This window comes from Geobacillus thermoleovorans (genome assembly GCF_001610955.1).
Classification (GTDB): domain Bacteria; phylum Bacillota; class Bacilli; order Bacillales; family Anoxybacillaceae; genus Geobacillus; species Geobacillus thermoleovorans.
This window is the reverse complement of the sequence record NZ_CP014335.1, coordinates 2,806,373-2,828,504: the sequence shown is the minus strand read 5'-3', so window position 1 is coordinate 2,828,504 and position 22,132 is coordinate 2,806,373. Positions and strand designations below refer to the sequence as shown.

The window sequence follows — 22,132 nt, the reverse complement described above, 5'->3', positions numbered from 1 at the left end:
GGGTTTCAGCACACGATCGCACATGTTATGCCGGTTTTTTCCGTTTTTCAGCGAAAAATCAAGCCAATATGGCCGTTATCGCGCTGTTAGGCGGTTTGCGTTCGTTCACGATAAAGTTTATCAAAAAAGTGGAACGATGAGGAAACATCTCGTCTGAGGGGGAGAGGATGACATGTCCAACTTGCTTTTCGATGATCAACCGTTGGTCATTTTGCCGCAACTCGCTTTGGCGATCGGGTTGAACGAAAGCATCGTTGTTCAGCAGCTGCATTATTGGCTCAAGAAAAGCGAAAACGTCCATGACGGCTATAAGTGGGTGTACAACACGTATGCAGACTGGCAGCGACAATTCCCGTTCTGGTCGGAAAGCACGATTCGCCGGATCATTCTTAAACTGGAAAAAATGGGGATCATCGTCGCGGCGAATTTCAACCGCTCCAAGATCGATAAAACGAAATGGTATCGGATCGACTATGACAAACTGGCCGAAATAACGAAAGAAATATCAGAAATGTCGGACGGACAACATGGGCAGGCGGCAGATGATGGCGTGATGACCGCGCACAATGGTGTTTCGATCGTTCAAGGTGCGGTTTCGTTCACTCAAAACGGGGTTTCGTTCGTTCACGATGAGGGTTTGACGACGCACGATGGGGATTCGATTGTGCAAGATGGCATCTCGGCCGTTCAAGGCGGCGCTTCTGTGGTTCAAGGGGGGATGTTGACGGCTCAAGATGGCATTTTGACGGTTCAAAATAGGGTTTTGCCCACTGAAGATGGGGGGTCGATGAGGCAAAGCAGCGTTTCGACGATTCAACAAGATCAGATTTCGGCCGTTTACGATGGCGTTTCGATCGGCCAAAATGAGCAGACGATGGGCGAAACAGTCCGTCCATTTGCGCAAAATGAACCATCCAGCTGGTCAAACTGGGCGGTCGAGGTGCTCAATTTGACAAGACCAATACCAGAGACGACAACAGAGATGACATCAGAGATCAAAAGAGAAGACGAAGAAGACGCGCGCGTGCGCACATACAAGGAGATCGTTCGCTTCTGTGAGGAAAACGGGTTTGGCGTGATCGGCGATTATTTGCGGGAAAAGATCAATGCATGGGTGGACGATGCGTCCGAGGAATTGGTGTTGGAAGCATTGAAAATCGCGGTGGAAAACGGCGCCAAACGGTGGGTGTACGTGGAAACGATTTTGCGCGACTGGACGGAAAAAGGGTATCGCACCGTGGACGAAGTGCGCGCCGCGCGGTTGGCGTTTCGAAAAGAGCGGATGAAGCAACGATCCGCCCCGCCTTCATCCGATGGCGGCAGAACGATGCGGAAACCGATCCGCACCGAGATCGTGCCGGATTGGCTGAAGATGGATTACAGCCAGCCGGAAGACGACGACTTTGACATCGAGCAGGCGCGCCGTGAGTTGGAGGAACGTCTGAAAAAATACAAAACCAACCCGGACGGATGAAGCCGAAGGGCGTAAGAGTCCGAGGAGTCTCATCTCATGACGGGACGTGAACCGAGCGATTTCTTGTGTGCCCCACGATTTGAGGTTCAGTCAGGTCGTTCACTGGTGCTGGCGCCCCTTCACGTTTAGATGGTGGGAGGCTTCTTTTGGGAATTTGTTCACAGGGGGATGGCTCATCGCCATCTCCCGAAACAAAAATAAAAAACCCTTGCACGGCAAGGGTTGGGCAAATGGAGCATACCGGGCTCGAACCGGTGACCTTCGCGCTGCCAGCACGACGCTCTCCCAACTGAGCTAATGCCCCAAAAAAGGATATGGATGATCTGTCCATGTCCCATTATATATATGGATGCGGACAATTGCAATCCTTTTTTGATCACCCGCTTTCAATATCAACGTGCACGACATCGTCAATGGAGCGGATGACGTAGTAAAGTTCGGCGGTCGAGCGCTTTTGGTCAATGACGGCTCTTAGTTTCAGCAAATGTTCATTCTCTTCAACGTCTTTAATGCGCATCGTTTTAATGTTGATGTCCTGTTGTTTTAAATGGTCGATGACCTTTGTAATGTTTTTGGCGTCCGCCACGGTGATTTGCAACAGCACCTCTTTTTCGCGCAGCTGCTTTGGTCCAAAAAAATTGATCAAAAACGGAATGAGTTCCACACTGACAATGAGAAGCGCGACGCCGAACGCCGATTCCCAATAGAAGCCTGCGCCGACCGCTACTCCAATCCCTGCCGCCCCCCAAATGATCGCGGCGGTCGTCAGCCCGGTGATGCTGTCGTTGCCGCGGCGCAAAATGACGCCTGCTCCTAAAAAACCGACCCCGGACACAATTTGCGCCGCCAGTCGAAGCGGGTCCATCGTAATATGGTCTTTGAGCGGAAAGACGTACGCCGATTCGATCGAAACGATTGTAAGCAAGCAGCTGGAAATGGAAATCACAAGACACGTTTTCAAACCGACCGGTTTTCGCTTCAATTCCCGTTCCAGCCCAATGATCAGCCCGAGAATGGCGGAAATCCCTAGTTTGAGGAACGGATCAAACATCATCGTTTCTCACCTCGTTCATGGTATAATGTAAGAAAACGTTCGTGAACCATTTTTGTCCGCCCTTCCGCATGAAAGTGGTAGATCAGGGCGCACACTCCTTTTCGTAGAAAGTGAGTTGGCAGAAACATGAAGCCGCCAAGCACAGCAAAGGCTTATGCCGCTCTATTCATCGGTGCGCTTGCCGTGTCAACATCGGCCATTTTCGTCAAATGGTCGCAGGCGCCGTCCGCGGTGATCGCCTTTTATCGGCTCTTTTTGGCCGTCGCCATCATGACGCCGTTGTTCCTCCGGCATCGAAGCGAACTCCGAGGCGTCTCCCGGCGCGATTGGCTGTTTTCGCTTTGTTCTGGGGTTTTGCTTGCCTTTCATTTTATCCTTTGGTTTGAATCGCTCGACTATACATCCGTCGCCAGTTCGGTCGTGCTTGTGACGCTGCAGCCGCTGTTTGCCTTCGCAGGCGGCGCGTTGTTTTTCCGCGAACGGTTGACCGTCGGCGCGGTCGGGAGCGCGGTGTTGGCCATTATCGGCAGCATCCTCATCAGCTGGGGAGACTTCCGCGTCAGCGGGGAAGCGCTGTACGGCGATGGATTGGCGCTGCTTGCGTGCGCGTTTGTCACGGCGTATTGGCTGTTCGGCCAAGAGGTGCGACAACGGTTGTCATTGATGACGTATACCTATATCGTCTATAGCATCAGCGCGGCGGTGTTGTGGCTGTACGCGATGCTGTTTCGCCTTTCGCTGACGGCGTATCAGCTGACGGATTGGCTTTGTTTTCTCGCCCTCGCCGTCATTCCAACGCTGCTCGGCCATTCGGTGATGAACTGGGCGGTCAAATGGGTCAGCGCCTCGACGGTGTCGATGGCGATTTTATTTGAACCGATCGGCGCTTCCGCCTTGGCCTACTGGCTGTTTGGCGAACCGATCCGTCCGTTTCAATGGATCGGCGGTATTTTTATTTTAACAGGAATCGCCCTGTATTTGTGGGAGAAAAACGAAAAAGGTCCGCTAACGGTGCAAGAACGCAGCGGACCCTAGCGTTCCAAAGATAAAGGAAGAGCGGCGGATCGGCAGGCGGAATTCATCGAAGCCGCGGGCGAATTGGGACAAATAAGCGAAATCGACTTGCGTGATATCGGGAAGCAGGTAAGCGGATTTCGTGGCTCCCCGCTTTCGTTTTCGATTGAGCGCGGCGATGATGCCCTCCTTTGTTTGAATGCCGATGCCATGCCCGTAAAAGAAGCCGTCGCCTAAGTAAATGGCATTTTCCCCTTGCCATTGCGGCGTCAACGGATCGAATTCCGGGTTTTTAAAATAGAGGCAATCTCCGGGGAGAAAGTGTTCATCTTTTTTTGTTTGAATGCCAAGATCCCGGTCGGTATGCCAGTCATACAGCAGCAAATCCGCAAACAGCCGGTTGAATGCCGCTGGATCGATTACGTCAAGCACGGCCTTGTAAAACACGATGACGATCGCGGTCGCGCATTCAAACGCGTATCGCTCGCTATGGACAAAAATGTCCTGAATCGCTTCGGAAGCCGTGACATCTGGGCGAAGACGGAAGCCGCCGCGCTCGTCCCGCGTCCAAAAATCGCTGTTGCAGCGCGAAAAACGGAAAATGGCAAACCGCGCCCGGCTTTTCGCCAACTCGCCCGCCGCCCGAACAATGCGGTCGCGCAAGGCGATTTCAAATCGAAGCTGGTGTTTATTTGCATACGTATACAACTTAGGCGAGGAAACAAGGGCATCTAAGATTCGTTGTTCGCTGGCCGGAAGCGAAAACGAACTAGAAACGTCAAAGTTGATTGGTGATAACACGCGAATCAAAGTGAAGAAGCCTCCTTGATGAAAGGATCGCAACAACGATATAGATGCAAAACGGAAAAGTTCTCCACGTCCTTGACGAAAAAAGTCGCTTGCCTATTTCGACCGCCCGAGGCAAACCGCCGTCTTCTTCGCTGCACCTTGGCGTGGCGGAAGACGGAACGACTACCTGCTTCACAGACCCAGGCGTGGGGCTGGAAGCGGCGTTGTTCGGTCGCCTGACAGTCCATCCAGTCGCTCTGCAAAAGCCGTCGATGTGAAGGCGTCCAATCGCATCTATATAGCGATGCCATAGAAGAAATGTATGCACTCGCGCCGGTGTTCATTCCCCTTTTTTAGGAAAAGAACGCTTTCCTGTGGGATGGAGAAGAGGGAACGGGGATGGATCAGCGCGTCCTAAAATTTTTTTAAAAAAGGTATTGCTTTTTTCGAGTTAAGGTGGTATATTAGAAAACGTCGCTGATCAAAGAGGTTGTTTGACAGCGATGCGAAGCAAAAAAGCAGTTGACATCCAAAAAGATGTTATGCTAACATAAAAGAGCTGTTTGAGAGAGACAAAACAGTCGAAAGCTTGTTCCTTGAAAACTGAACGAAACGAAGCGCAACGAAAAGCTGAGGCCCGCGGGTCGCCGCGATGGGCAAATGTTCTTCGCCTGCAGGGATTTACAATCCCGAAGGCGAAGGTTATTTGACCCCGAGCGGCGGCGGGCCGAAGCTGGACAATCCGAAAAGCCAATCAACTTTCTTTGGAGAGTTTGATCCTGGCTCAGGACGAACGCTGGCGGCGTGCCTAATACATGCAAGTCGAGCGGACCAAATCGGAGCTTGCTCTGATTTGGTCAGCGGCGGACGGGTGAGTAACACGTGGGCAACCTGCCCGCAAGACCGGGATAACTCCGGGAAACCGGAGCTAATACCGGATAACACCGAAGACCGCATGGTCTTTGGTTGAAAGGCGGCCTTTGGCTGTCACTTGCGGATGGGCCCGCGGCGCATTAGCTAGTTGGTGAGGTAACGGCTCACCAAGGCGACGATGCGTAGCCGGCCTGAGAGGGTGACCGGCCACACTGGGACTGAGACACGGCCCAGACTCCTACGGGAGGCAGCAGTAGGGAATCTTCCGCAATGGGCGAAAGCCTGACGGAGCGACGCCGCGTGAGCGAAGAAGGCCTTCGGGTCGTAAAGCTCTGTTGTGAGGGACGAAGGAGCGCCGTTCGAAGAGGGCGGCGCGGTGACGGTACCTCACGAGGAAGCCCCGGCTAACTACGTGCCAGCAGCCGCGGTAATACGTAGGGGGCGAGCGTTGTCCGGAATTATTGGGCGTAAAGCGCGCGCAGGCGGTTCCTTAAGTCTGATGTGAAAGCCCACGGCTCAACCGTGGAGGGTCATTGGAAACTGGGGGACTTGAGTGCAGGAGAGGAGAGCGGAATTCCACGTGTAGCGGTGAAATGCGTAGAGATGTGGAGGAACACCAGTGGCGAAGGCGGCTCTCTGGCCTGCAACTGACGCTGAGGCGCGAAAGCGTGGGGAGCAAACAGGATTAGATACCCTGGTAGTCCACGCCGTAAACGATGAGTGCTAAGTGTTAGAGGGGTCACACCCTTTAGTGCTGCAGCTAACGCGATAAGCACTCCGCCTGGGGAGTACGGCCGCAAGGCTGAAACTCAAAGGAATTGACGGGGGCCCGCACAAGCGGTGGAGCATGTGGTTTAATTCGAAGCAACGCGAAGAACCTTACCAGGTCTTGACATCCCCTGACAACCCAAGAGATTGGGCGTTCCCCCTTCGGGGGACAGGGTGACAGGTGGTGCATGGTTGTCGTCAGCTCGTGTCGTGAGATGTTGGGTTAAGTCCCGCAACGAGCGCAACCCTCGCCTCTAGTTGCCAGCACGAAGGTGGGCACTCTAGAGGGACTGCCGGCGACAAGTCGGAGGAAGGTGGGGATGACGTCAAATCATCATGCCCCTTATGACCTGGGCTACACACGTGCTACAATGGGCGGTACAAAGGGCTGCGAACCCGCGAGGGGGAGCGAATCCCAAAAAGCCGCTCTCAGTTCGGATTGCAGGCTGCAACTCGCCTGCATGAAGCCGGAATCGCTAGTAATCGCGGATCAGCATGCCGCGGTGAATACGTTCCCGGGCCTTGTACACACCGCCCGTCACACCACGAGAGCTTGCAACACCCGAAGTCGGTGCGGTAACCCTTACGGGAGCCAGCCGCCGAAGGTGGGGCAAGTGATTGGGGTGAAGTCGTAACAAGGTAGCCGTACCGGAAGGTGCGGCTGGATCACCTCCTTTCTAAGGAGAAAAGCGAAGGCGAGCGTTTCGCCGCGATGGGCAAATGTTCTTCGCCTGGAGGGATTTACAATCCCGAAGGTGAAGGTTATTTGACCCCGAGCGGCGGCGAGCCGGAGCTAGATATTGGTCGTTATTCAATACACCGACGCGCTTCTGTTTCGTTCAGTTTTGAAGGAATGAAAAATTCCTTCAGTTGCTTTGCGTCTGCGTCTACAAGTGAATTCAGAGAAGCTGGATTCCTCGACGCAAAGCTGCAAGGAAGCTGTTTCAACGTAGTTGCTTTGCATCTGTGCCTGCGTCTGCTAGCAGGTTCAGGGAAGCAAGATTCCTCGGCACAAGACTGCAGAGAAGCAAATTCAAGAAGCAGTCTCGTTTGCGTCTGCGTCTACAAGCGGATTCGGAGAAGCCGAATTCCTCGACGCAAACCAGCGAAGAAGCGAATTCAAAGGAGCTACTTTGCGCCTTCGTCTTCCAGCAGGTTCAAGGAAGATGGATTCCTCGGCGCAAAGCTGCAAAGAAGCAGACTCAAGGCAGCAGCTTCGTTCCTTGAAAACTAGATAACCGATAAAGCAAAGGAAGAAGCCGAGAGCGCAATAGGTTAAGCTGGAAAGGGCGCACGGTGGATGCCTTGGCACTAGGAGCCGATGAAGGACGGGGCAAACGCCGAAACGCTTCGGGGAGCTGTAAGCAAGCGTTGATCCGGAGATGTCCGAATGGGGGAACCCACTGTCCGTAATGGGGCAGTATCCATGCCTGAATCCATAGGGCATGGAGGGCACACCCGGGGAACTGAAACATCTTAGTACCCGGAGGAGAAGAAAGCAACCGCGATTCCCTGAGTAGCGGCGAGCGAAACGGGAACAGCCCAAACCAAGAGGCATGTCCTCTTGGGGTTGTAGGACCGCTCACGATGGGAGTGAGAAAGGGACGGGGTAGACGAACCGGTCTGGAACGGCCGGCCAGAGAAGGTGAGAGCCCTGTAGTCGAAACTTCGTTCCCTCCCGAGCGGATCCTGAGTACGGCGGGACACGAGGAATCCCGTCGGAAGCAGGGAGGACCATCTCCCAAGGCTAAATACTCCCTAGTGACCGATAGTGCACCAGTACCGTGAGGGAAAGGTGAAAAGCACCCCGGGAGGGGAGTGAAAGAGAACCTGAAACCGTGTGCCTACAAGTAGTCAGAGCCCGTTGATGGGTGATGGCGTGCCTTTTGTAGAATGAACCGGCGAGTGACGATGGCGTGCGAGGTTAAGCCGAAGAGGCGGAGCCGCAGCGAAAGCGAGTCTGAACAGGGCGTGTGAGTACGTCGTCGTCGACCCGAAACCAGGTGATCTACCCATGTCCAGGGTGAAGGCCGGGTAACACCGGCTGGAGGCCCGAACCCACGCACGTTGAAAAGTGCGGGGATGAGGTGTGGGTAGGGGTGAAATGCCAATCGAACTTGGAGATAGCTGGTTCTCCCCGAAATAGCTTTAGGGCTAGCCTCGGGTTTGAGAGTGTTGGAGGTAGAGCACTGATTGGGCTAGGGGCCCAAAACGGGTTACCGAACCCAGTCAAACTCCGAATGCCAATGACTTATGCCCGGGAGTCAGACCGCGAGTGATAAGATCCGTGGTCGAGAGGGGAACAGCCCAGACCGCCAGCTAAGGCCCCGAAGTGCACGTTCAGTGGAAAAGGATGTGGAGTTGCCGAGACAACCAGGATGTTGGCTTAGAAGCAGCCACCATTTAAAGAGTGCGTAATAGCTCACTGGTCGAGTGACTCTGCGCCGAAAATGTACCGGGGCTAAACGTGCCGCCGAAGCTGCGGGATGACCGTTGGTCATCGGTAGGGGAGCGTTCTAAGGGCAGAGAAGCCAGACCGGAAGGACTGGTGGAGCGCTTAGAAGTGAGAATGCCGGTATGAGTAGCGAAAACAGAGGTGAGAATCCTCTGCGCCGAAAGCCTAAGGGTTCCTGAGGAAGGTTCGTCCGCTCAGGGTTAGTCGGGACCTAAGCCGAGGCCGAAAGGCGTAGGTGATGGACAACAGGTTGAGATTCCTGTACCACCTTCTTCCCGTTTGAGCGATGGGGGGACGCAGGAGGATAGGGCGAGCAGGCGGCTGGAAGAGCCTGTCCAAGCCGTGAGGCTGATCCGCAGGCAAATCCGCGGATCATAAGGCCAAGCGGTGACGGCGACGGATTGATCCGGAAGTCCCCGATTTCACACTGCCAAGAAAAGCCTCTAGCGAGGGAAGAGGTGCCCGTACCGCAAACCGACACAGGTAGGCGAGGAGAGAATCCTAAGGCGCGCGGGAGAACTCTCGTTAAGGAACTCGGCAAAATGACCCCGTAACTTCGGGAGAAGGGGTGCTCTTTGGGGTGAAGAGCCCTGAAGAGCCGCAGTGAAAAGGCCCAAGCGACTGTTTATCAAAAACACAGGTCTCTGCGAAGCCGAAAGGCGACGTATAGGGGCTGACACCTGCCCGGTGCTGGAAGGTTAAGGGGAGCGCTTAGCGGAAGCGAAGGTGCGAACCGAAGCCCCAGTAAACGGCGGCCGTAACTATAACGGTCCTAAGGTAGCGAAATTCCTTGTCGGGTAAGTTCCGACCCGCACGAAAGGTGTAACGACTTGGGCGCTGTCTCAACGAGAGACCCGGTGAAATTATACTACCTGTGAAGATGCAGGTTACCCGCGACAGGACGGAAAGACCCCGTGGAGCTTTACTGCAGCCTGATATGGAATTTTGGTATCGCTTGTACAGGATAGGTGGGAGCCTGGGAAGCCGGAGCGCCAGCTTCGGTGGAGGCGACGGTGGGATACCACCCTGGCGGTATTGAAATTCTAACCCGCACCCCTTAGCGGGGTGGGAGACAGTGTCAGGTGGGCAGTTTGACTGGGGCGGTCGCCTCCCAAAAGGTAACGGAGGCGCCCAAAGGTTCCCTCAGAATGGTTGGAAATCATTCGGAGAGTGCAAAGGCACAAGGGAGCTTGACTGCGAGACGGACAGGTCGAGCAGGGACGAAAGTCGGGCTTAGTGATCCGGTGGTTCCGCATGGAAGGGCCATCGCTCAACGGATAAAAGCTACCCCGGGGATAACAGGCTGATCTCCCCCAAGAGTCCACATCGACGGGGAGGTTTGGCACCTCGATGTCGGCTCATCGCATCCTGGGGCTGTAGTCGGTCCCAAGGGTTGGGCTGTTCGCCCATTAAAGCGGTACGCGAGCTGGGTTCAGAACGTCGTGAGACAGTTCGGTCCCTATCCGTCGCGGGCGGAGGAAATTTGAGAGGAGCTGTCCTTAGTACGAGAGGACCGGGATGGACGCACCGCTGGTGTACCAGTTGTCCCGCCAGGGGCACCGCTGGGTAGCTATGTGCGGACGGGATAAGCGCTGAAAGCATCTAAGCGTGAAGCCCCCCTCAAGATGAGATTTCCCACCGCGCAAAGCGGGTAAGATCCCTCGAAGATGACGAGGTCGATAGGTCCGAGGTGGAAGCGTGGCGACACGTGGAGCTGACGGATACTAATCGATCGAGGGCTTAACCAAGAAAAGCGCAGGCGAGCGGGTCGCCGCGACGGGCAAATGTTCTTCGCCTGCAGGGATTTCCGATCCCGAAGGCGAAGGTTATTTGACCCCGAGCGGCGGCGAGCCGGAGCTGGACAATGCGAAAAGCGCAGGCGAGCGGCTTCTTCCAACGGTTATCTAGTTTTGAAGGAATGAAAAAACTCTTGACAGCTCAGCGCGAATCATTATAATAGTAAATGTCTAAAGAGATGTCATTTCGCAGCAGCTCAGTGACGAGCATTTGCATCATCGGATGAACTGCGAGTTGCCTCGACGCATCCAGCTTCTTTGAATCGGCTGGCAGAGGAAGAGGCAGGACATCTTGTTGGGAGAATTGGCCGTCGTTATGATTCCGCAGTAGCTCAGTGGTAGAGCAATCGGCTGTTAACCGATTGGTCGCAGGTTCGAATCCTGCCTGCGGAGCCATCGTGGAGAGCTGTCCGAGTGGTCGAAGGAGCACGATTGGAAATCGTGTAGGCGTGAATAGCGCCTCAAGGGTTCGAATCCCTTGCTCTCCGCCATGATCCATCAGCATGGCCCGTTGGTCAAGTGGTTAAGACACCGCCCTTTCACGGCGGTAACACGGGTTCGAATCCCGTACGGGTCACTTCTTTGTGGAGGATTAGCTCAGCTGGGAGAGCACTTGCCTTACAAGCAAGGGGTCGGCGGTTCGATCCCGTCATCCTCCACCATCTTAATATAAAAGCTGACTTGCTTTCTCATTCATCGCGAGTTGTCCCGACGCATCCAGCATCTTTGAATCAGCTTGTAGAGGAAGAGGCAACGGACAACAACACCAAAAGCATTGTGAACATCAACTTACTTTCTTATCATCGCGGGGTGGAGCAGTCCGGTAGCTCGTCGGGCTCATAACCCGAAGGTCGCAGGTTCAAATCCTGCCCCCGCAACCAAAATTGGTCCCGTAGTGTAGTGGTTAACATGCCTGCCTGTCACGCAGGAGATCGCGGGTTCGAGTCCCGTCGGGACCGCCATTGTTCCAAAATCACGAAAAATATGGTATAGCTCGGTAGCTCATTCGGTAGAGACGAGCATCCGCTTCATCGAATTCGCTTCGAGTTGCCTCGACGCATCGAGCGTCTTTGAATCAGCTGGTAGAGGAAGAGGCACAGAGCAATTCAACGAGCGAGTTAAAAAATAATATATGGCTCGGTAGCTCAGTCGGTAGAGCAAAGGACTGAAAATCCTTGTGTCGGCGGTTCGATTCCGTCCCGAGCCACCATGAAACAACTAGAATAGGTTTGCATGCCGACTTAGCTGAATTGGTAGAGACGAGCATCTACTTCATCGAATTCGCTTCGAGTTGCCTCGACGCATTCCGCTTCTTCGAATCAGTTGGTAGAGGAAGAGGCACAGAGCTCAACAATGAGCCACCTTCTTCATTCATCTTATGCCGACTTAGCTCAATTGGTAGAGCAACTGAATCGTAATCAGTAGGTTGCGGGTTCAAGTCCTGCAGTCGGCACCATTCCTTGGAGGGGTAGCGAAGTGGCTAAACGCGGCGGACTGTAAATCCGCTCCCTTTGGGTTCGGCGGTTCGAATCCGTCCCCCTCCACCATTTTAACAAAGGGGCATAGTTTAATGGTAGAACAGAGGTCTCCAAAACCTCCGGTGTGGGTTCGATTCCTACTGCCCCTGCCATTCCTATCATGATCATGGCGACTATGGCGAAGTGGTTAACGCACCAGATTGTGGCTCTGGCATGCGTGGGTTCGATTCCCACTAGTCGCCCTTCACTTACAACGTTGGGGTATAGCCAAGCGGTAAGGCAACGGACTTTGACTCCGTGATGCGTTGGTTCGAATCCAGCTACCCCAGCCACGGATGCGGAAGTAGTTCAGCGGTAGAACACCACCTTGCCAAGGTGGGGGTCGCGGGTTCGAGTCCCGTCTTCCGCTCTTGATCAAGGCGGCATAGCCAAGTGGTAAGGCAGAGGTCTGCAAAACCTTTATCCCCGGTTCGAATCCGGGTGCCGCCTCCATATCTAATGAATAAAAAAGTGTTGACAGTTGAAAGATAATTTGGTAAAATGTTGATTGTCGCGCCGATGTGGCGGAATTGGCAGACGCGCACGACTCAAAATCGTGTGGGGTAGCCCCCCGTGTGGGTTCGACTCCCACCATCGGCATCCTTGGAATTCGATAGCCCACGATCGAAAATCGTGAAACCCTTGATACGACCGCATTTGCGGTCGTTTTTCATTTTCTGGGAGTTCCGAAAAAATTTTGCATGAATTTTGCATTTCTACCATCTAGATCATCGATGATTTCGTCAATCATCATGTTTTTTTAGTACCCATGATGGATTTGACAAACTGGAGCTTTTCATAAAAGAGTGAAACGATTTTTTCGTAAATGCGACTAATGTAACAAAGGAGGAGGAGATTGGGCTGAAAAGATGGCTTGCTTTCATTGCCGCCGTGTGGAGTGTTTGGTTGGCAGGTTGTAGCGGGCAAACTGACCGCTATGCCATTGAAGGGTATGTCGTGAGAAAAGAAGGGGGGAGCATTTTGGTTGTCAGTTCTGATCCGCAAGATTTTCGTTCCACAGGCGGGCTTAAAGAGTTTTATAATGCCATCTTGGTTTCTAGTGCACCAGCGCGAGTGAACATTGGTCAAAAAGTTCAAGTTTGGATAGATGGGGGGATTGCTGAATCGTATCCAGGCCAAGGGAAGGCGGGCAAAGTATTGGTTGTGCCAAGCTCTCCGCGTGATGGCGCCAGCTTATCGGAGGAGGAGGCGATTCGCCAAGCGTTGAAACAAGAAGAGAGTCGGCTCGAGCATATGATTCCTGTGATTCGGGCTGTTCATTATGACAAACAAGCGGACACTTGGATGATTCAAATAAAAGACGCCCATGAACGAACGGAATTCGACGTTCGGATCAAAGATGAATAAAAGCGTTTTGCCGCATGCGAAGCAAAAGCTGTCCCCCTCTTCCCAGCACGGGGGAGAGGGGACAGCTTGTCGATGACGCACCCAAACAATTCGTTGGATTCCGAAAACAAGTTATTACGAAGACAACGCCGAGACAAGCGGACGGTCCGGCAAGTAGAGCTGGGCGTTGTCGCTTTGGCCGGCCGCGATCCAGTCGCTTTGGGGGAATTTCTTTCGGACAGCCCCCGCGGTTCGTGTCTGGAAGGAATGTTTTTTCCATGTTGCGCTGCACAGCTCGCCCCTTGTCCATTTGTTCCCTTGTCGACGATCCTTTTGACAATTTGATCGATTTCCATGACCGCTTGTCGAATAGGAACGAGATCGTCTTTGGTCGCCATCTTTGCTTGAATTTCGTTTACGTTGGACTGGAGTCCGTTTACAGTGGAGCGAAGTTCAGCGAGTTCGTCTTTCGTGGCCATTTTCGCTTCGATGTCGTCCACTTTGGATCGGAGCTCGGCGAGTTCGTCTTTGGTGGCCATGTTGGTTTCAATGTTGTTTACTCTTGATTCGATGCTGTCTACTCTCGCCTCGATGCTGTTCACTCTCTCTTCGATGCTGCCCGCTCTCGCTTCGATCTTGTTCAGTTGATTTTTCATCTCGTTGACCTCGGATGTCAAGACGCCGACGCTCGAATGGAGTTGATCGAGTCGATCCAAAATTTGGTTAAGCAATGCTTCCATATGGATCATCCTTTCCAAGTGTGGATTGACGGTGATTCAAAACAGCTATTCATGGCTTTTGTTGCTTTCCTAACGCTGTCTGGACCTTGTTGGTGAAGGGGTTGCCAAAGGAGTCGATCATCTGTGGGCATGTGTGCAGCAGATTTGGGGACATCCAGCTTCCATTTTAGCATAAATCGTATGGGGGGAGACAAGGGATTTTTTGAAGAATGATGATGAACAGGGGCGACAAGTTCTAGAGGGCTGGTGATTTAGCGCAAAATATGGCTGATTCCTGCTATCTTTCAATTCGAGAAACGCGGCTGAATCGGCTTTTTTTTCTGATGAAATGCCATCGATTTGCAGGCCGTTCTCGTTTTTCACCATCCTTCTAGAGGGTGGGTGATTGGGTAAAAAAGACTATCGATTCGCATTCTTTCTCAATTAGAGAAACCCTTGCAAAACTGACTTTCTTTTTCTGCGAAAATGCGCCGCTTTGATCAGCGATTTTCATGCCAGGGTAGGGAGCAACGCTTGCTTATGAATGTTTTTTATTATTGTATTGACAAAGATATTCAATATCAATTATCATCTTAATTGATAAGGATTATCATTATTAAATAGAGATTGAAGGGGGAATATGTAACGTGTTGCAGAAAAAATGGACCTCTCTTCTTGCCATGCTGATGGCGCTGTTCGTGCTGCTTGTGCCGTTGGCTCAACCGGCTGCGCCTGTCGAGGCCGCATCCAAGACAAGGGTGTTTAAGACGGAGCTTGGCAAGCTGGTGATCAAAGGTACCCCGAAGCGGATTGTCACGTTAAGCATGGCGGGGACAGATGCGGTTGTCACGTTAGGCTTAAAGCCAGTGGGGTATACGATTTCCAATTCTGGAACGGTGCCTACATACTTGCGCAATAAACTAAAAGGGGTGCCAAGCGTTGGGGCACTTAGCGCCCCGAGTTTAGAGAGAATCGCAGCGCTCAAACCGGATTTGATCATTATCGACCATGAATTTGAGTTCCATAAAGCGATTATCCCTCAGCTGAAAAAGATTGCGCCAGTAGCGGGATTTCGTGCGAACAGCTACAAAGAAGCCATGAATCAGCTTCTTGTATTGGGAGACATCTTAGGGCGGAAGGCGAAGGCAAAATCGTTTGTGAATCAGTTTTATAAAGAATTGAAATCGCAGCAGGCAAAATTAAAAGATAAAAATCTTCGTGTATTGGGCTTTTTCGTCAATAAAGATGGCATTAATGTATGGCAGGACAACTCATTCTCCGGATCGATTTTTACGGCGCTTAAGGCTGATTATGCATTTAAGGAAAAAGGGGATGAATACTCCGACTTTAAAACAGTAAGTTTAGAAAGAATTTTAGAAATCGATCCAGACGTGCTGTTTGCCTATACGGATCCTGGGAAGAATGACCTGAAAAAAGTGAAAGCCAACCCGATTTGGTCCCAATTAAAAGCGGTGAAAGAAAAGCGGGTGGTGGAAGTCAATCGCGATCTTTGGTCTCGCAGTCGGGGACCGTTGGCGGCAAAATTGATTGTAAAAGAAGCGGCATCCATTTTAAAACGTTATCAGTGATGGGATGGGGCTAGCGAGAGGATGTCATCTTTGGCATACGGAAAAAGAGCGATATGGATCAGTTCGATGTTAGTGTTGGGCATCATTTTGTTGATCATCGTTTCTTTAGTCTCTGGTCCGTTTTTTGTGCCGATTCCAAAAGTGCTGGATGTCCTTTTGCATGACGATGGATCCAAAGCACGAACGGTTGTCTGGAATCTACGGTTTCCCCGTGCGCTTTTGGCGGTTTTGATTGGGGCGAGTTTGGCTGTAGCTGGAGCGATGATGCAATGTTTAACGAAAAATCCAATGGCCGAGCCAAAAATCATGGGAGTGTCGGCCGGCGCTGCTGCGATGGTTGTTCTAATCGAATATTTTTTCGCCGGCCTTCCCCTTCTTTTCTTTTCTCCCCTTGTCTTTTTGGGGGCGGCGGTTGGAGGGGCGACCGTATATAGTTTGTCGCTGAAGAGAGGATCCCTTTCCCCCGTCCGTTTAACACTCGCTGGAGTAGCGGTCAGCGCATTTTTGCATGCGATCACCGTCGGAATTTTGGTCTTGCTTGGCCAGGATGCGGCCGCCGTATATGCCTGGTTGGCCGGTGGGTTAAACGGCTTGACATGGCGCCATGTTTCGCTGATCGCTCCATGGTCTCTCGCCGGCTTGCTCCTCTCCATCATGATTGCTTCGAAAATGGATCTGTTGGAGCTCGGCGATGATACAGCCAAAGGGCTTGGTGTTCATGTGGGGATTCTCAAAACTGTGATGGCAGTCATTATTATTATTTTGGCTGGAAGTGCGGTGTCCGTATCCGGGGTCATCGGGTTTATCGGCTTGATCATTCCGCACATCGTCCGAAAAATGGTCGGGGTGAACTATACGTATATCGTTCCAGTCAGCGCCTTGTGCGGAGGAATGTTGCTTTTGACGGCTGACTTGCTTGCACGCTTGGTGGCGCAGCCGATTGAACTTCCTGTCGGGGTGTTTACCGCCGCCATTGGTTGCCCATATTTTTTGTATTTGATTAGGAAGCAGGGCGAATGGAATGCGTAAGCGTGATGTGGGACTTGTGGCTGGTTTGGCATTGCTTCTTGTCATCATCGTGCCGCTCAGCGCTTGTTTCGGGGATGTGAAAATCCCTGTTTCGCAAGTATGGGAGGCATTTTTCAACCGAAAGTCTTCCCTGAATGGGGAAATCGTGTGGGAATATCGCTTGCCAAGGATATTGGTTGGGCTGTTTGTCGGTGCCAACCTCGCCGTATCCGGAGCGCTGTTGCAAGCCGTGACGCAAAACCCGCTTGCTGCTCCGAATGTCATTGGAATGACGGCTGGCGCCAGCTTGTTTGCTGTGTTGGCGCTGCTGATCATTCCGCATTTTCCTGTCAGCGGCCTGCCGTTCGTCACCTTTTTCGGGGCTCTCTTCGCCGGCCTTTGCGTGTATGCGTTTGCCTGGAAGAAAGGAATGGATAAGGGCCGGTTTGCTCTATCGGGAATTGCTTTTGATGCCTTGTTTCAGGCCGTCATTACAGGGATTTTGGTTTTTGCGACCAAAGGGATTGATGCCGCGGTCATTTGGTTGGCGGGGAGTTTATGGGGACGGACATGGGAACATGTTTTTCTCATTGTTCCCTGGTCGGTGATCGGACTCGGATTTGCTTATCTTTGTTATCGCCGCATGAATGTTTTGCAGCTGCATGATGATATAGCGGCGAGTTTGGGACTGCGTGTCCAAGCAGCCCGTTTCCTGATTTTTCTCATTGCGGTCGGCTTGTGTGGAAGCGCCGTAGCTGTATCGGGTCCGATTGGATTTGTGGGACTGGTCATCCCCCATCTTGCCCGTTTGTTGACAAGGGCCGATTATCAGCGGCTCATTCCGGTCAGCGCCTTATTAGGAGCGATTTTGATGATCAGCGCGGATACGGCAGGAAGAACCATCGCGGCGCCAATCGAAATCCCAGTCGGCATCTTAACGGCATTCATCGGTGCGCCGTATTTTCTCTTTCTGCTTCGACGAGCAAAATTATAACATGATCGAATCTATCGATGAAAAGGGGATCGTTATGGGTTGGAAAAAATGGATGATTTCTAGTTTCGTAACAGCCAGTTTAGTCATAGCGGGTGCGGCGGAGTCTGAAGCATATGCGGCGAAACCGGCCAAGCTTGCCATTGAAAGTGCACAGCCGGTGAATGCTTCAACTGTGAAAGAGTATATCGTAAAAGGAAAAGGGCTCAAGGGAGCGAAGATCAAAATTGTGATCACCGATGGAAAAGCATCTGTCACTCATTACACTGTTGTTCAAAAGAGCGGATCGTTTGAAGCGCCGGTCAACGTATCGACATTACGAGATGGGACATTGACGGTGTCTGTCACGCAAATCATCAAGGGACAGAAGCATAGCCGCGTACAAAAAAAGATTATCAAGGATACGAAGGCGCCTTCCGTTCCGGTGATCACGAATAAAGGATGGATCAATGCCAAGCAGCAGAACGCTTATGCTGTTCAAGGAACAGCAGAACCCCATAGCGCTGTGAAGGTTTCATTGAGCGATGGAAAGCAGCGCATCACCAAAACGGTGCATGCAGACGGCAAAGGGAGATTCCGAGCGGTGATCGATGCGAGAAAACTGGCGGAAGGAGAGATTACGGTCTCCGCGGTTAGCGTGGATTCGGCAGGAAACCAAAGCGGCCAATCGAAGAAAGTGCTTCGGAAAGATGTGAGCATAGAGGCCCCTGAACTGTTGAATGAAGGATATATTAACGCTTTCAACTATGAAGCGTATCCAGTCACGGGGACAGGCACGCCTGGAGAGAAAGTGGTGGTGGAGGCTGCTGATGGAAAAAAATCCGTCTCAGCGAGCGGACTTGTGGATGAAGATGGGAATTATGAAGTAGAGATCAATACTTCTTCTCTGAAGGACGGGAAGATCACGATCCGTGTGAAAACGATCGATCAGGCGGGAAATGAAAGCCGGATGGCAAGCGTCGTCCTCATCAAATCGTTGACCTCTCCTGCCAAGCCGTCTATTGAGAATAAAGGATATGTGAACGCCAGTGCAGATGCAACTGCTTATGAGGTGACGGGCAAGGGAGAGCCAGGGGCGGAAGTGGAGGTCACTTTGTCCGATGGAACGAATGAAATCAGCACAGTCGGTACGGTGGAAGAAAACGGGAGATACCGTGTAGAAGCTGATATTTCCCCGTTAAGCGATGGACTGATTACCATTACAGCCGTTCAAACGAGTGCAACGGGCAATGTAAGCCCAGAGGCAACCACGACGGTTTGGAAGGATACCGCTGTTGCCGCTCCATCATTGAACGCCCTGCCAGCCGTTACGAATCAAAATCAAGCGGCATATACGATCGCAGGAACGGCAGAAAGCAACGCATCGGTGCAAATCATCATTACGGATGGACAAAAATCTCTCGTTGAACGGACGTCGGCGGACTCGAATGGGAATTTTTCGAAGACGATCGATCTGTCTGCATTCAACAATGGCCAGCTGATGATCATTGTGACACAAGAAGACAAAGCGCAAAACCATAGTGAAGCGACCACAGCGACGGTGACGAAAGGGCAATAAGAAGGAACCTGTCGGCCGAGCCTTTCTTTGAAGCGGGATGCTTCAAAGAGGGTTCGGCCGATTTTTTTATGAGTAGAAATGTTTCATAAGTATATGGCATAATCGTTGTAACATGTGGGTCCCTTGGGGAATCGATGGGAATCGATGATTTGATTAACGATGATCATGCAATTGTTCGCAATTGTTCGGGACCGTACACGACTTTTGGGCCTGGGAACAGAAAGCAAGGGGGATTTCCTATGGGAAACATCCAGCCAAGGCGGTTGGTGACGGCAAGCGGCCAACCGATTGTTATACGGACGGCATGGCCCGAGGATGCCGAGCGTGTCGTTGCGTTTGTGAAGGCGGTGGCGGCGGAAGCGCCGTATTTGCTGACGACGGAAGCGGAAGTGGTGACGACGAGCGAGCGGCAAAAACAATGGCTGCAACAAATCATGGATGATCCCGGAAAGCTGGCGATTGTCGCCGAGCAGGAAGGGGACATCATCGGGTTTTTGGATTTTCATAACGGTAATAAGCAGCGGACGAAGCACCAAGGGTCTTTCGGCATGAGCGTGAAAAAAGACTTTCGAGATCAGGGGATCGGCACGGCGTTGCTTGCAGCGCTCCTTGATTGGGCAAAAGAAAATCCTTTGATTGAAAAAGTTTGCCTCGAAGTCGTCGCTGACAACACGAACGCGATTCGATTGTATCAAAAGTTTGGATTTGTGGAAGAAGGCGTGAAGAAAAAAGCTGCAAAAATCGATGACGGGACGTATTGGGATTTGATTTTGATGGCCCGCTTTGTCAAGTAGGTTCGGCGGATGAGTGCGGGGAGATCGCTCGATGAGCATTTCCTTCCTTTCTATTGCGCCGGTTTGCGCTTCGGTGCGGCGGCCGGAGTGACAAGGAGGGAGAACGTGAGCGACAAGGGAATGAGGTTGTTGCCGCTTGGCGTCAGGCTCATGAAGCCGCAGCGGGAACAATACAAACGGATGGCGGCCTGCGAGAGAAAGGCCGCCATGTTGGTTTTGGTTGAAATGCCCAATCTTTTGTCATTTGGTCCCGATGTGCTGTTATTTCTGCCGTTGCTTCTCCTAGAAGACTTGTGATTTAAGGGGAAATGTTGCTCCCCAACAGCGTTTCTCAAATTGAAAAACCTTGCAACACCATAACTTTATCCCTTTCGACTTCTCGCAAATCGAGCGAATCCGTTGTTTTTCACCGGTCTTCTAGGAGGCGCGGCGCTTTTTTGAGTAAAAGAGGTGTTGGGGGCTGCTCGCAGAAAGGAGCGGCCGCTCCTGGCCGCGCGCCGCTACGAACGCTCGCTGAAGGCGATTTGAATGCCGATTAGGGCGAACAGGGCGCCTTTTAGCCGATTGATCCGCTTGGCGATTCGTTTGTTCGACAGCAACAGATGGCGCAGTTTTTCCGCGCCGATGCTCACAAGGGTGAAGACGGCGAGCGCTTGAGCGAGAAAGACGGCGCCAAGAAGCAACATCTGTTGCGGCACGCGGCCCTCTGACGGATCAACGAACTGAGGCAAGAGCGCCAAAAAGAAGAGCGACACTTTCGGGTTGAGCACGTTCATGACAATGCCTTTTTTGTACAGCGAGGCGTATGCCATTGGCTTCTGCCGCCCAAAGGCGAGACTGCTGTCTTTTTCGCGGAACGCCTGCCATGCCAAGTACAGCAAATACGCGGCGCCGGCGTACTTGACGATGGCAAACGCCAAGGCGGATTGGTAAATGACAGCCGAGACGCCAAGCGTGGCTGCACTGATGTGGACAAGCAGTCCGGTGCACAGCCCGAGCGCGGTGGCGATGCCCGCCTGTTTGCCTTGGGACAGGCTTTGGGCGATGACGAACAAAATGTCTGGCCCCGGCGCTAACGTAAGCAAAACGGCGACGCCGAAAAACGAGAAGATCGTTCCGATTCCCATGAGGCATCCCTTCCTTCGGCATGATGACTCTATATGTTCGCCGCGGATCGTATTGATTCCTTTTTGTTTGAAAGGGAAAATGGACAAACGAAAAAGCCGCCCATGCCATTAGAAGCAGAGGCGGCATTTCCTATTCATGGAAAGCTTTTTTCTCCAAAAACGCCCGGCCATAGCGGCCATGGTCATGGAGCATGGCGTGCTCCACCTGGATGGTGGCGTGCTCGATTCCGTATTTTTCCTTCAACATTTCATTCACCGCCAAGATGACGCATAGCGGCTGGATGCGTTCGTTGACAAACACATGAGCCGACAGCGAGTAATGGTCGGTCGAGATGGCCCATAAGTGCATGTCGTGCACGTCTTCGACCCCTTCGATCTTTCGAATATCGGCGCGGATTTGTTCGAGGTCGAACCCATCTGGCACGGCTTCCATTAAGATGAGATACGATTCGCGCATAATTTTCGCCCCGCCTGTGAAAATGATGGCGGCGATCACTAAGCTGATGATCGGGTCGAACACCGTCCAGCCGGTGAAGTAAATGAGCAGCGCGGAAACGATGACGCCGATCGAGCTAATCAAGTCGCCGATGAAATGCCAAAGGGCGCTCTGAACGTTCAAGTTGTCTTCCTCTTTCGTGCTCCGGCTTAAGACGATGGTCAACGTCAAGTTGACGACGAGGCTGATCGCTGCGATCCCGAGCATGAGGCGAAAGTTGATCGGTTCAGGATGGAGAAAACGCTGAATGCCTTCCCATAAAATCCACAGCGCAATGACGGCCAACGTCAGCCCATTCAAAAACGATGTGATGATTTCAAACCGCAAAAAGCCGAACGTAAACCGACGGTTCGGCGGGCGCGTCGCCATGTAGAGGGCGACCATGCTTAAGCCAAGCGCCAATACATCGGATGCCATATGGGCCGAATCGGACAAGAGGGCGAGTGAGTTGGAAATCAGTCCGCCAATGATTTCGACGGCGGTGAAAAACATGGTCAACAAAAGCGTCACCCAGAGCGCTTTTTTCGATTCATTTTGCGTTTTGACGTGCGGGAGATGGTGAAAATCGTACAGTGTTGGAGCCATAATGCACCTCCATTATTTATAATAATTATCAATTTGTATATATTATAATATAAAAATCCGCCTGTGTGCAAATGAAATTTCGACAGCCAGAAACAGCGGTTGTTGGAATTTGTCTAAAAATATAGACGAAGCATTCAAGGAATAAAGCCTTCTGTTGGCGAATAGGAATCAATGCTGT

Annotated in this window: 15 protein-coding genes, 16 tRNA genes and 2 rRNA genes; 27 read left to right on the top strand and 6 right to left on the bottom strand. The window is 52.2% G+C overall.

Annotated features, from left to right (window positions below):
* Nucleotides 1–172 precede the first annotated feature (172 nt).
* Nucleotides 173–1,474 carry a DnaD domain protein gene (locus tag GT3570_RS14270; RefSeq protein WP_014196631.1) on the top strand — a complete coding sequence of 434 codons (1,302 nt, stop codon included), beginning with the start codon at nucleotides 173–175 and terminating at the stop codon, nucleotides 1,472–1,474.
* Between the two features lie 231 nt (nucleotides 1,475–1,705).
* Here the strand turns inward: GT3570_RS14270 and GT3570_RS14265 are convergent.
* Nucleotides 1,706–1,778, bottom strand: a tRNA-Ala gene (locus tag GT3570_RS14265).
* Nucleotides 1,779–1,850: 72 nt separating this feature from the next.
* Complete coding sequence (locus tag GT3570_RS14260) at nucleotides 1,851–2,528, bottom strand: MgtC/SapB family protein (RefSeq protein ID WP_011232387.1); 678 nt, start codon at nucleotides 2,526–2,528, stop codon at nucleotides 1,851–1,853.
* A gap of 126 nt (nucleotides 2,529–2,654) precedes the next feature.
* Between GT3570_RS14260 and GT3570_RS14255 the strand changes: the two genes are divergently transcribed.
* On the top strand, nucleotides 2,655–3,563 hold the full coding sequence (locus GT3570_RS14255) for a DMT family transporter (RefSeq protein ID WP_021321918.1): 909 nt from the start codon (nucleotides 2,655–2,657) through the stop codon (nucleotides 3,561–3,563).
* Here GT3570_RS14255 and GT3570_RS14250 read toward each other — a convergent pair.
* Nucleotides 3,534–4,352 carry a protein-glutamine gamma-glutamyltransferase gene (locus GT3570_RS14250; protein WP_011232385.1) on the bottom strand — a complete coding sequence of 273 codons (819 nt, stop codon included), beginning with the start codon at nucleotides 4,350–4,352 and terminating at the stop codon, nucleotides 3,534–3,536. The genes GT3570_RS14255 and GT3570_RS14250 overlap by 30 nt on opposite strands.
* A gap of 89 nt (nucleotides 4,353–4,441) precedes the next feature.
* Here GT3570_RS14250 and GT3570_RS14245 point away from each other — a divergent pair, with 89 nt between their 5' ends.
* The 19 genes from GT3570_RS14245 (at nucleotide 4,442) to GT3570_RS14150 (ending at nucleotide 13,108) form a co-directional block, all read left to right on the top strand.
* Nucleotides 4,442–4,609, top strand: a complete 168-nt coding sequence (locus GT3570_RS14245; protein WP_231293748.1) for a hypothetical protein — start codon at nucleotides 4,442–4,444, stop codon at nucleotides 4,607–4,609.
* Nucleotides 4,610–5,092: 483 nt separating this feature from the next.
* Nucleotides 5,093–6,649: ribosomal RNA gene (locus GT3570_RS14240) — 16S ribosomal RNA — on the top strand.
* 596 nt (nucleotides 6,650–7,245) lie between these two features.
* A 23S ribosomal RNA gene (locus GT3570_RS14230) occupies nucleotides 7,246–10,175 on the top strand.
* Together the 16S and 23S rRNA genes with 15 tRNA genes alongside form the textbook arrangement of a ribosomal RNA operon.
* Nucleotides 10,176–10,544: 369 nt before the next feature.
* A tRNA-Asn gene (locus GT3570_RS14225) sits at nucleotides 10,545–10,619 on the top strand.
* Nucleotides 10,620–10,623: 4 nt separating this feature from the next.
* Nucleotides 10,624–10,714 (top strand) — tRNA-Ser (locus GT3570_RS14220).
* A 14-nt stretch (nucleotides 10,715–10,728) separates the two neighbouring features.
* Nucleotides 10,729–10,800, top strand: a tRNA-Glu gene (locus tag GT3570_RS14215).
* 9 nt (nucleotides 10,801–10,809) lie between these two features.
* A tRNA-Val gene (locus GT3570_RS14210) sits at nucleotides 10,810–10,885 on the top strand.
* Nucleotides 10,886–11,027: 142 nt separating this feature from the next.
* Nucleotides 11,028–11,104: transfer RNA gene (locus tag GT3570_RS14205), tRNA-Met, on the top strand.
* Between the two features lie 5 nt (nucleotides 11,105–11,109).
* A tRNA-Asp gene (locus tag GT3570_RS14200) sits at nucleotides 11,110–11,185 on the top strand.
* A 172-nt stretch (nucleotides 11,186–11,357) separates the two neighbouring features.
* A tRNA-Phe gene (locus GT3570_RS14195) sits at nucleotides 11,358–11,433 on the top strand.
* A gap of 170 nt (nucleotides 11,434–11,603) precedes the next feature.
* A tRNA-Thr gene (locus GT3570_RS14190) sits at nucleotides 11,604–11,679 on the top strand.
* 6 nt (nucleotides 11,680–11,685) lie between these two features.
* Nucleotides 11,686–11,770: transfer RNA gene (locus GT3570_RS14185), tRNA-Tyr, on the top strand.
* A 9-nt stretch (nucleotides 11,771–11,779) separates the two neighbouring features.
* Nucleotides 11,780–11,853 (top strand) — tRNA-Trp (locus GT3570_RS14180).
* A gap of 17 nt (nucleotides 11,854–11,870) precedes the next feature.
* A tRNA-His gene (locus GT3570_RS14175) sits at nucleotides 11,871–11,943 on the top strand.
* A 15-nt stretch (nucleotides 11,944–11,958) separates the two neighbouring features.
* Nucleotides 11,959–12,033: transfer RNA gene (locus GT3570_RS14170), tRNA-Gln, on the top strand.
* Nucleotides 12,034–12,038: 5 nt separating this feature from the next.
* A tRNA-Gly gene (locus GT3570_RS14165) sits at nucleotides 12,039–12,110 on the top strand.
* A gap of 9 nt (nucleotides 12,111–12,119) precedes the next feature.
* Nucleotides 12,120–12,193, top strand: a tRNA-Cys gene (locus GT3570_RS14160).
* A gap of 62 nt (nucleotides 12,194–12,255) precedes the next feature.
* A tRNA-Leu gene (locus GT3570_RS14155) sits at nucleotides 12,256–12,340 on the top strand.
* 306 nt (nucleotides 12,341–12,646) lie between these two features.
* Nucleotides 12,647–13,108 (top strand): YobA family protein, encoded by a 462-nt coding sequence (locus GT3570_RS14150; protein ID WP_014196625.1) that lies wholly within the window; start codon nucleotides 12,647–12,649, stop codon nucleotides 13,106–13,108.
* Here GT3570_RS14150 and GT3570_RS19190 read toward each other — a convergent pair.
* Entirely contained in the window at nucleotides 13,051–13,827 is a 777-nt protein-coding gene (locus GT3570_RS19190; RefSeq protein ID WP_062898899.1) for a hypothetical protein, read from the bottom strand. The genes GT3570_RS14150 and GT3570_RS19190 overlap by 58 nt on opposite strands.
* Nucleotides 13,828–14,453: 626 nt before the next feature.
* Here GT3570_RS19190 and GT3570_RS14140 point away from each other — a divergent pair.
* From GT3570_RS14140 to GT3570_RS14115, 6 genes are all read left to right on the top strand, one after another.
* Nucleotides 14,454–15,395: an ABC transporter substrate-binding protein gene (locus GT3570_RS14140; RefSeq protein ID WP_021322727.1), complete on the top strand. Its 942-nt coding sequence runs from the start codon at nucleotides 14,454–14,456 to the stop codon at nucleotides 15,393–15,395.
* Nucleotides 15,396–15,416: 21 nt separating this feature from the next.
* Nucleotides 15,417–16,424, top strand: coding sequence for a FecCD family ABC transporter permease (locus tag GT3570_RS14135; RefSeq protein ID WP_021322726.1), 1,008 nt, complete (start codon nucleotides 15,417–15,419; stop codon nucleotides 16,422–16,424).
* Nucleotides 16,417–17,397, top strand: a complete 981-nt coding sequence (locus tag GT3570_RS14130; protein ID WP_062898898.1) for a FecCD family ABC transporter permease — start codon at nucleotides 16,417–16,419, stop codon at nucleotides 17,395–17,397. The genes GT3570_RS14135 and GT3570_RS14130 overlap by 8 nt, the downstream gene beginning before the upstream one ends.
* 34 nt (nucleotides 17,398–17,431) lie before the next feature.
* Nucleotides 17,432–18,952 (top strand): Ig-like domain-containing protein, encoded by a 1,521-nt coding sequence (locus GT3570_RS14125; protein WP_011232370.1) that lies wholly within the window; start codon nucleotides 17,432–17,434, stop codon nucleotides 18,950–18,952.
* Between the two features lie 239 nt (nucleotides 18,953–19,191).
* Nucleotides 19,192–19,746, top strand: coding sequence for a GNAT family N-acetyltransferase (locus GT3570_RS14120; RefSeq protein WP_011232356.1), 555 nt, complete (start codon nucleotides 19,192–19,194; stop codon nucleotides 19,744–19,746).
* Between the two features lie 105 nt (nucleotides 19,747–19,851).
* On the top strand, nucleotides 19,852–20,043 hold the full coding sequence (locus GT3570_RS14115) for a hypothetical protein (RefSeq protein ID WP_021322722.1): 192 nt from the start codon (nucleotides 19,852–19,854) through the stop codon (nucleotides 20,041–20,043).
* 203 nt (nucleotides 20,044–20,246) lie between these two features.
* Here the strand turns inward: GT3570_RS14115 and GT3570_RS14110 are convergent, their stop codons facing one another.
* Together GT3570_RS14110 and GT3570_RS14105 are read right to left on the bottom strand one after the other, a co-directional pair.
* The gene (locus GT3570_RS14110; protein ID WP_011232354.1) at nucleotides 20,247–20,873 is read right to left on the bottom strand and encodes a LysE family translocator; all 627 of its coding nucleotides are present in this window, start codon (nucleotides 20,871–20,873) and stop codon (nucleotides 20,247–20,249) included.
* A gap of 130 nt (nucleotides 20,874–21,003) precedes the next feature.
* Nucleotides 21,004–21,954 (bottom strand): cation diffusion facilitator family transporter, encoded by a 951-nt coding sequence (locus GT3570_RS14105; RefSeq protein ID WP_062898897.1) that lies wholly within the window; start codon nucleotides 21,952–21,954, stop codon nucleotides 21,004–21,006.
* Nucleotides 21,955–22,132: the final 178 nt, after the last annotated feature.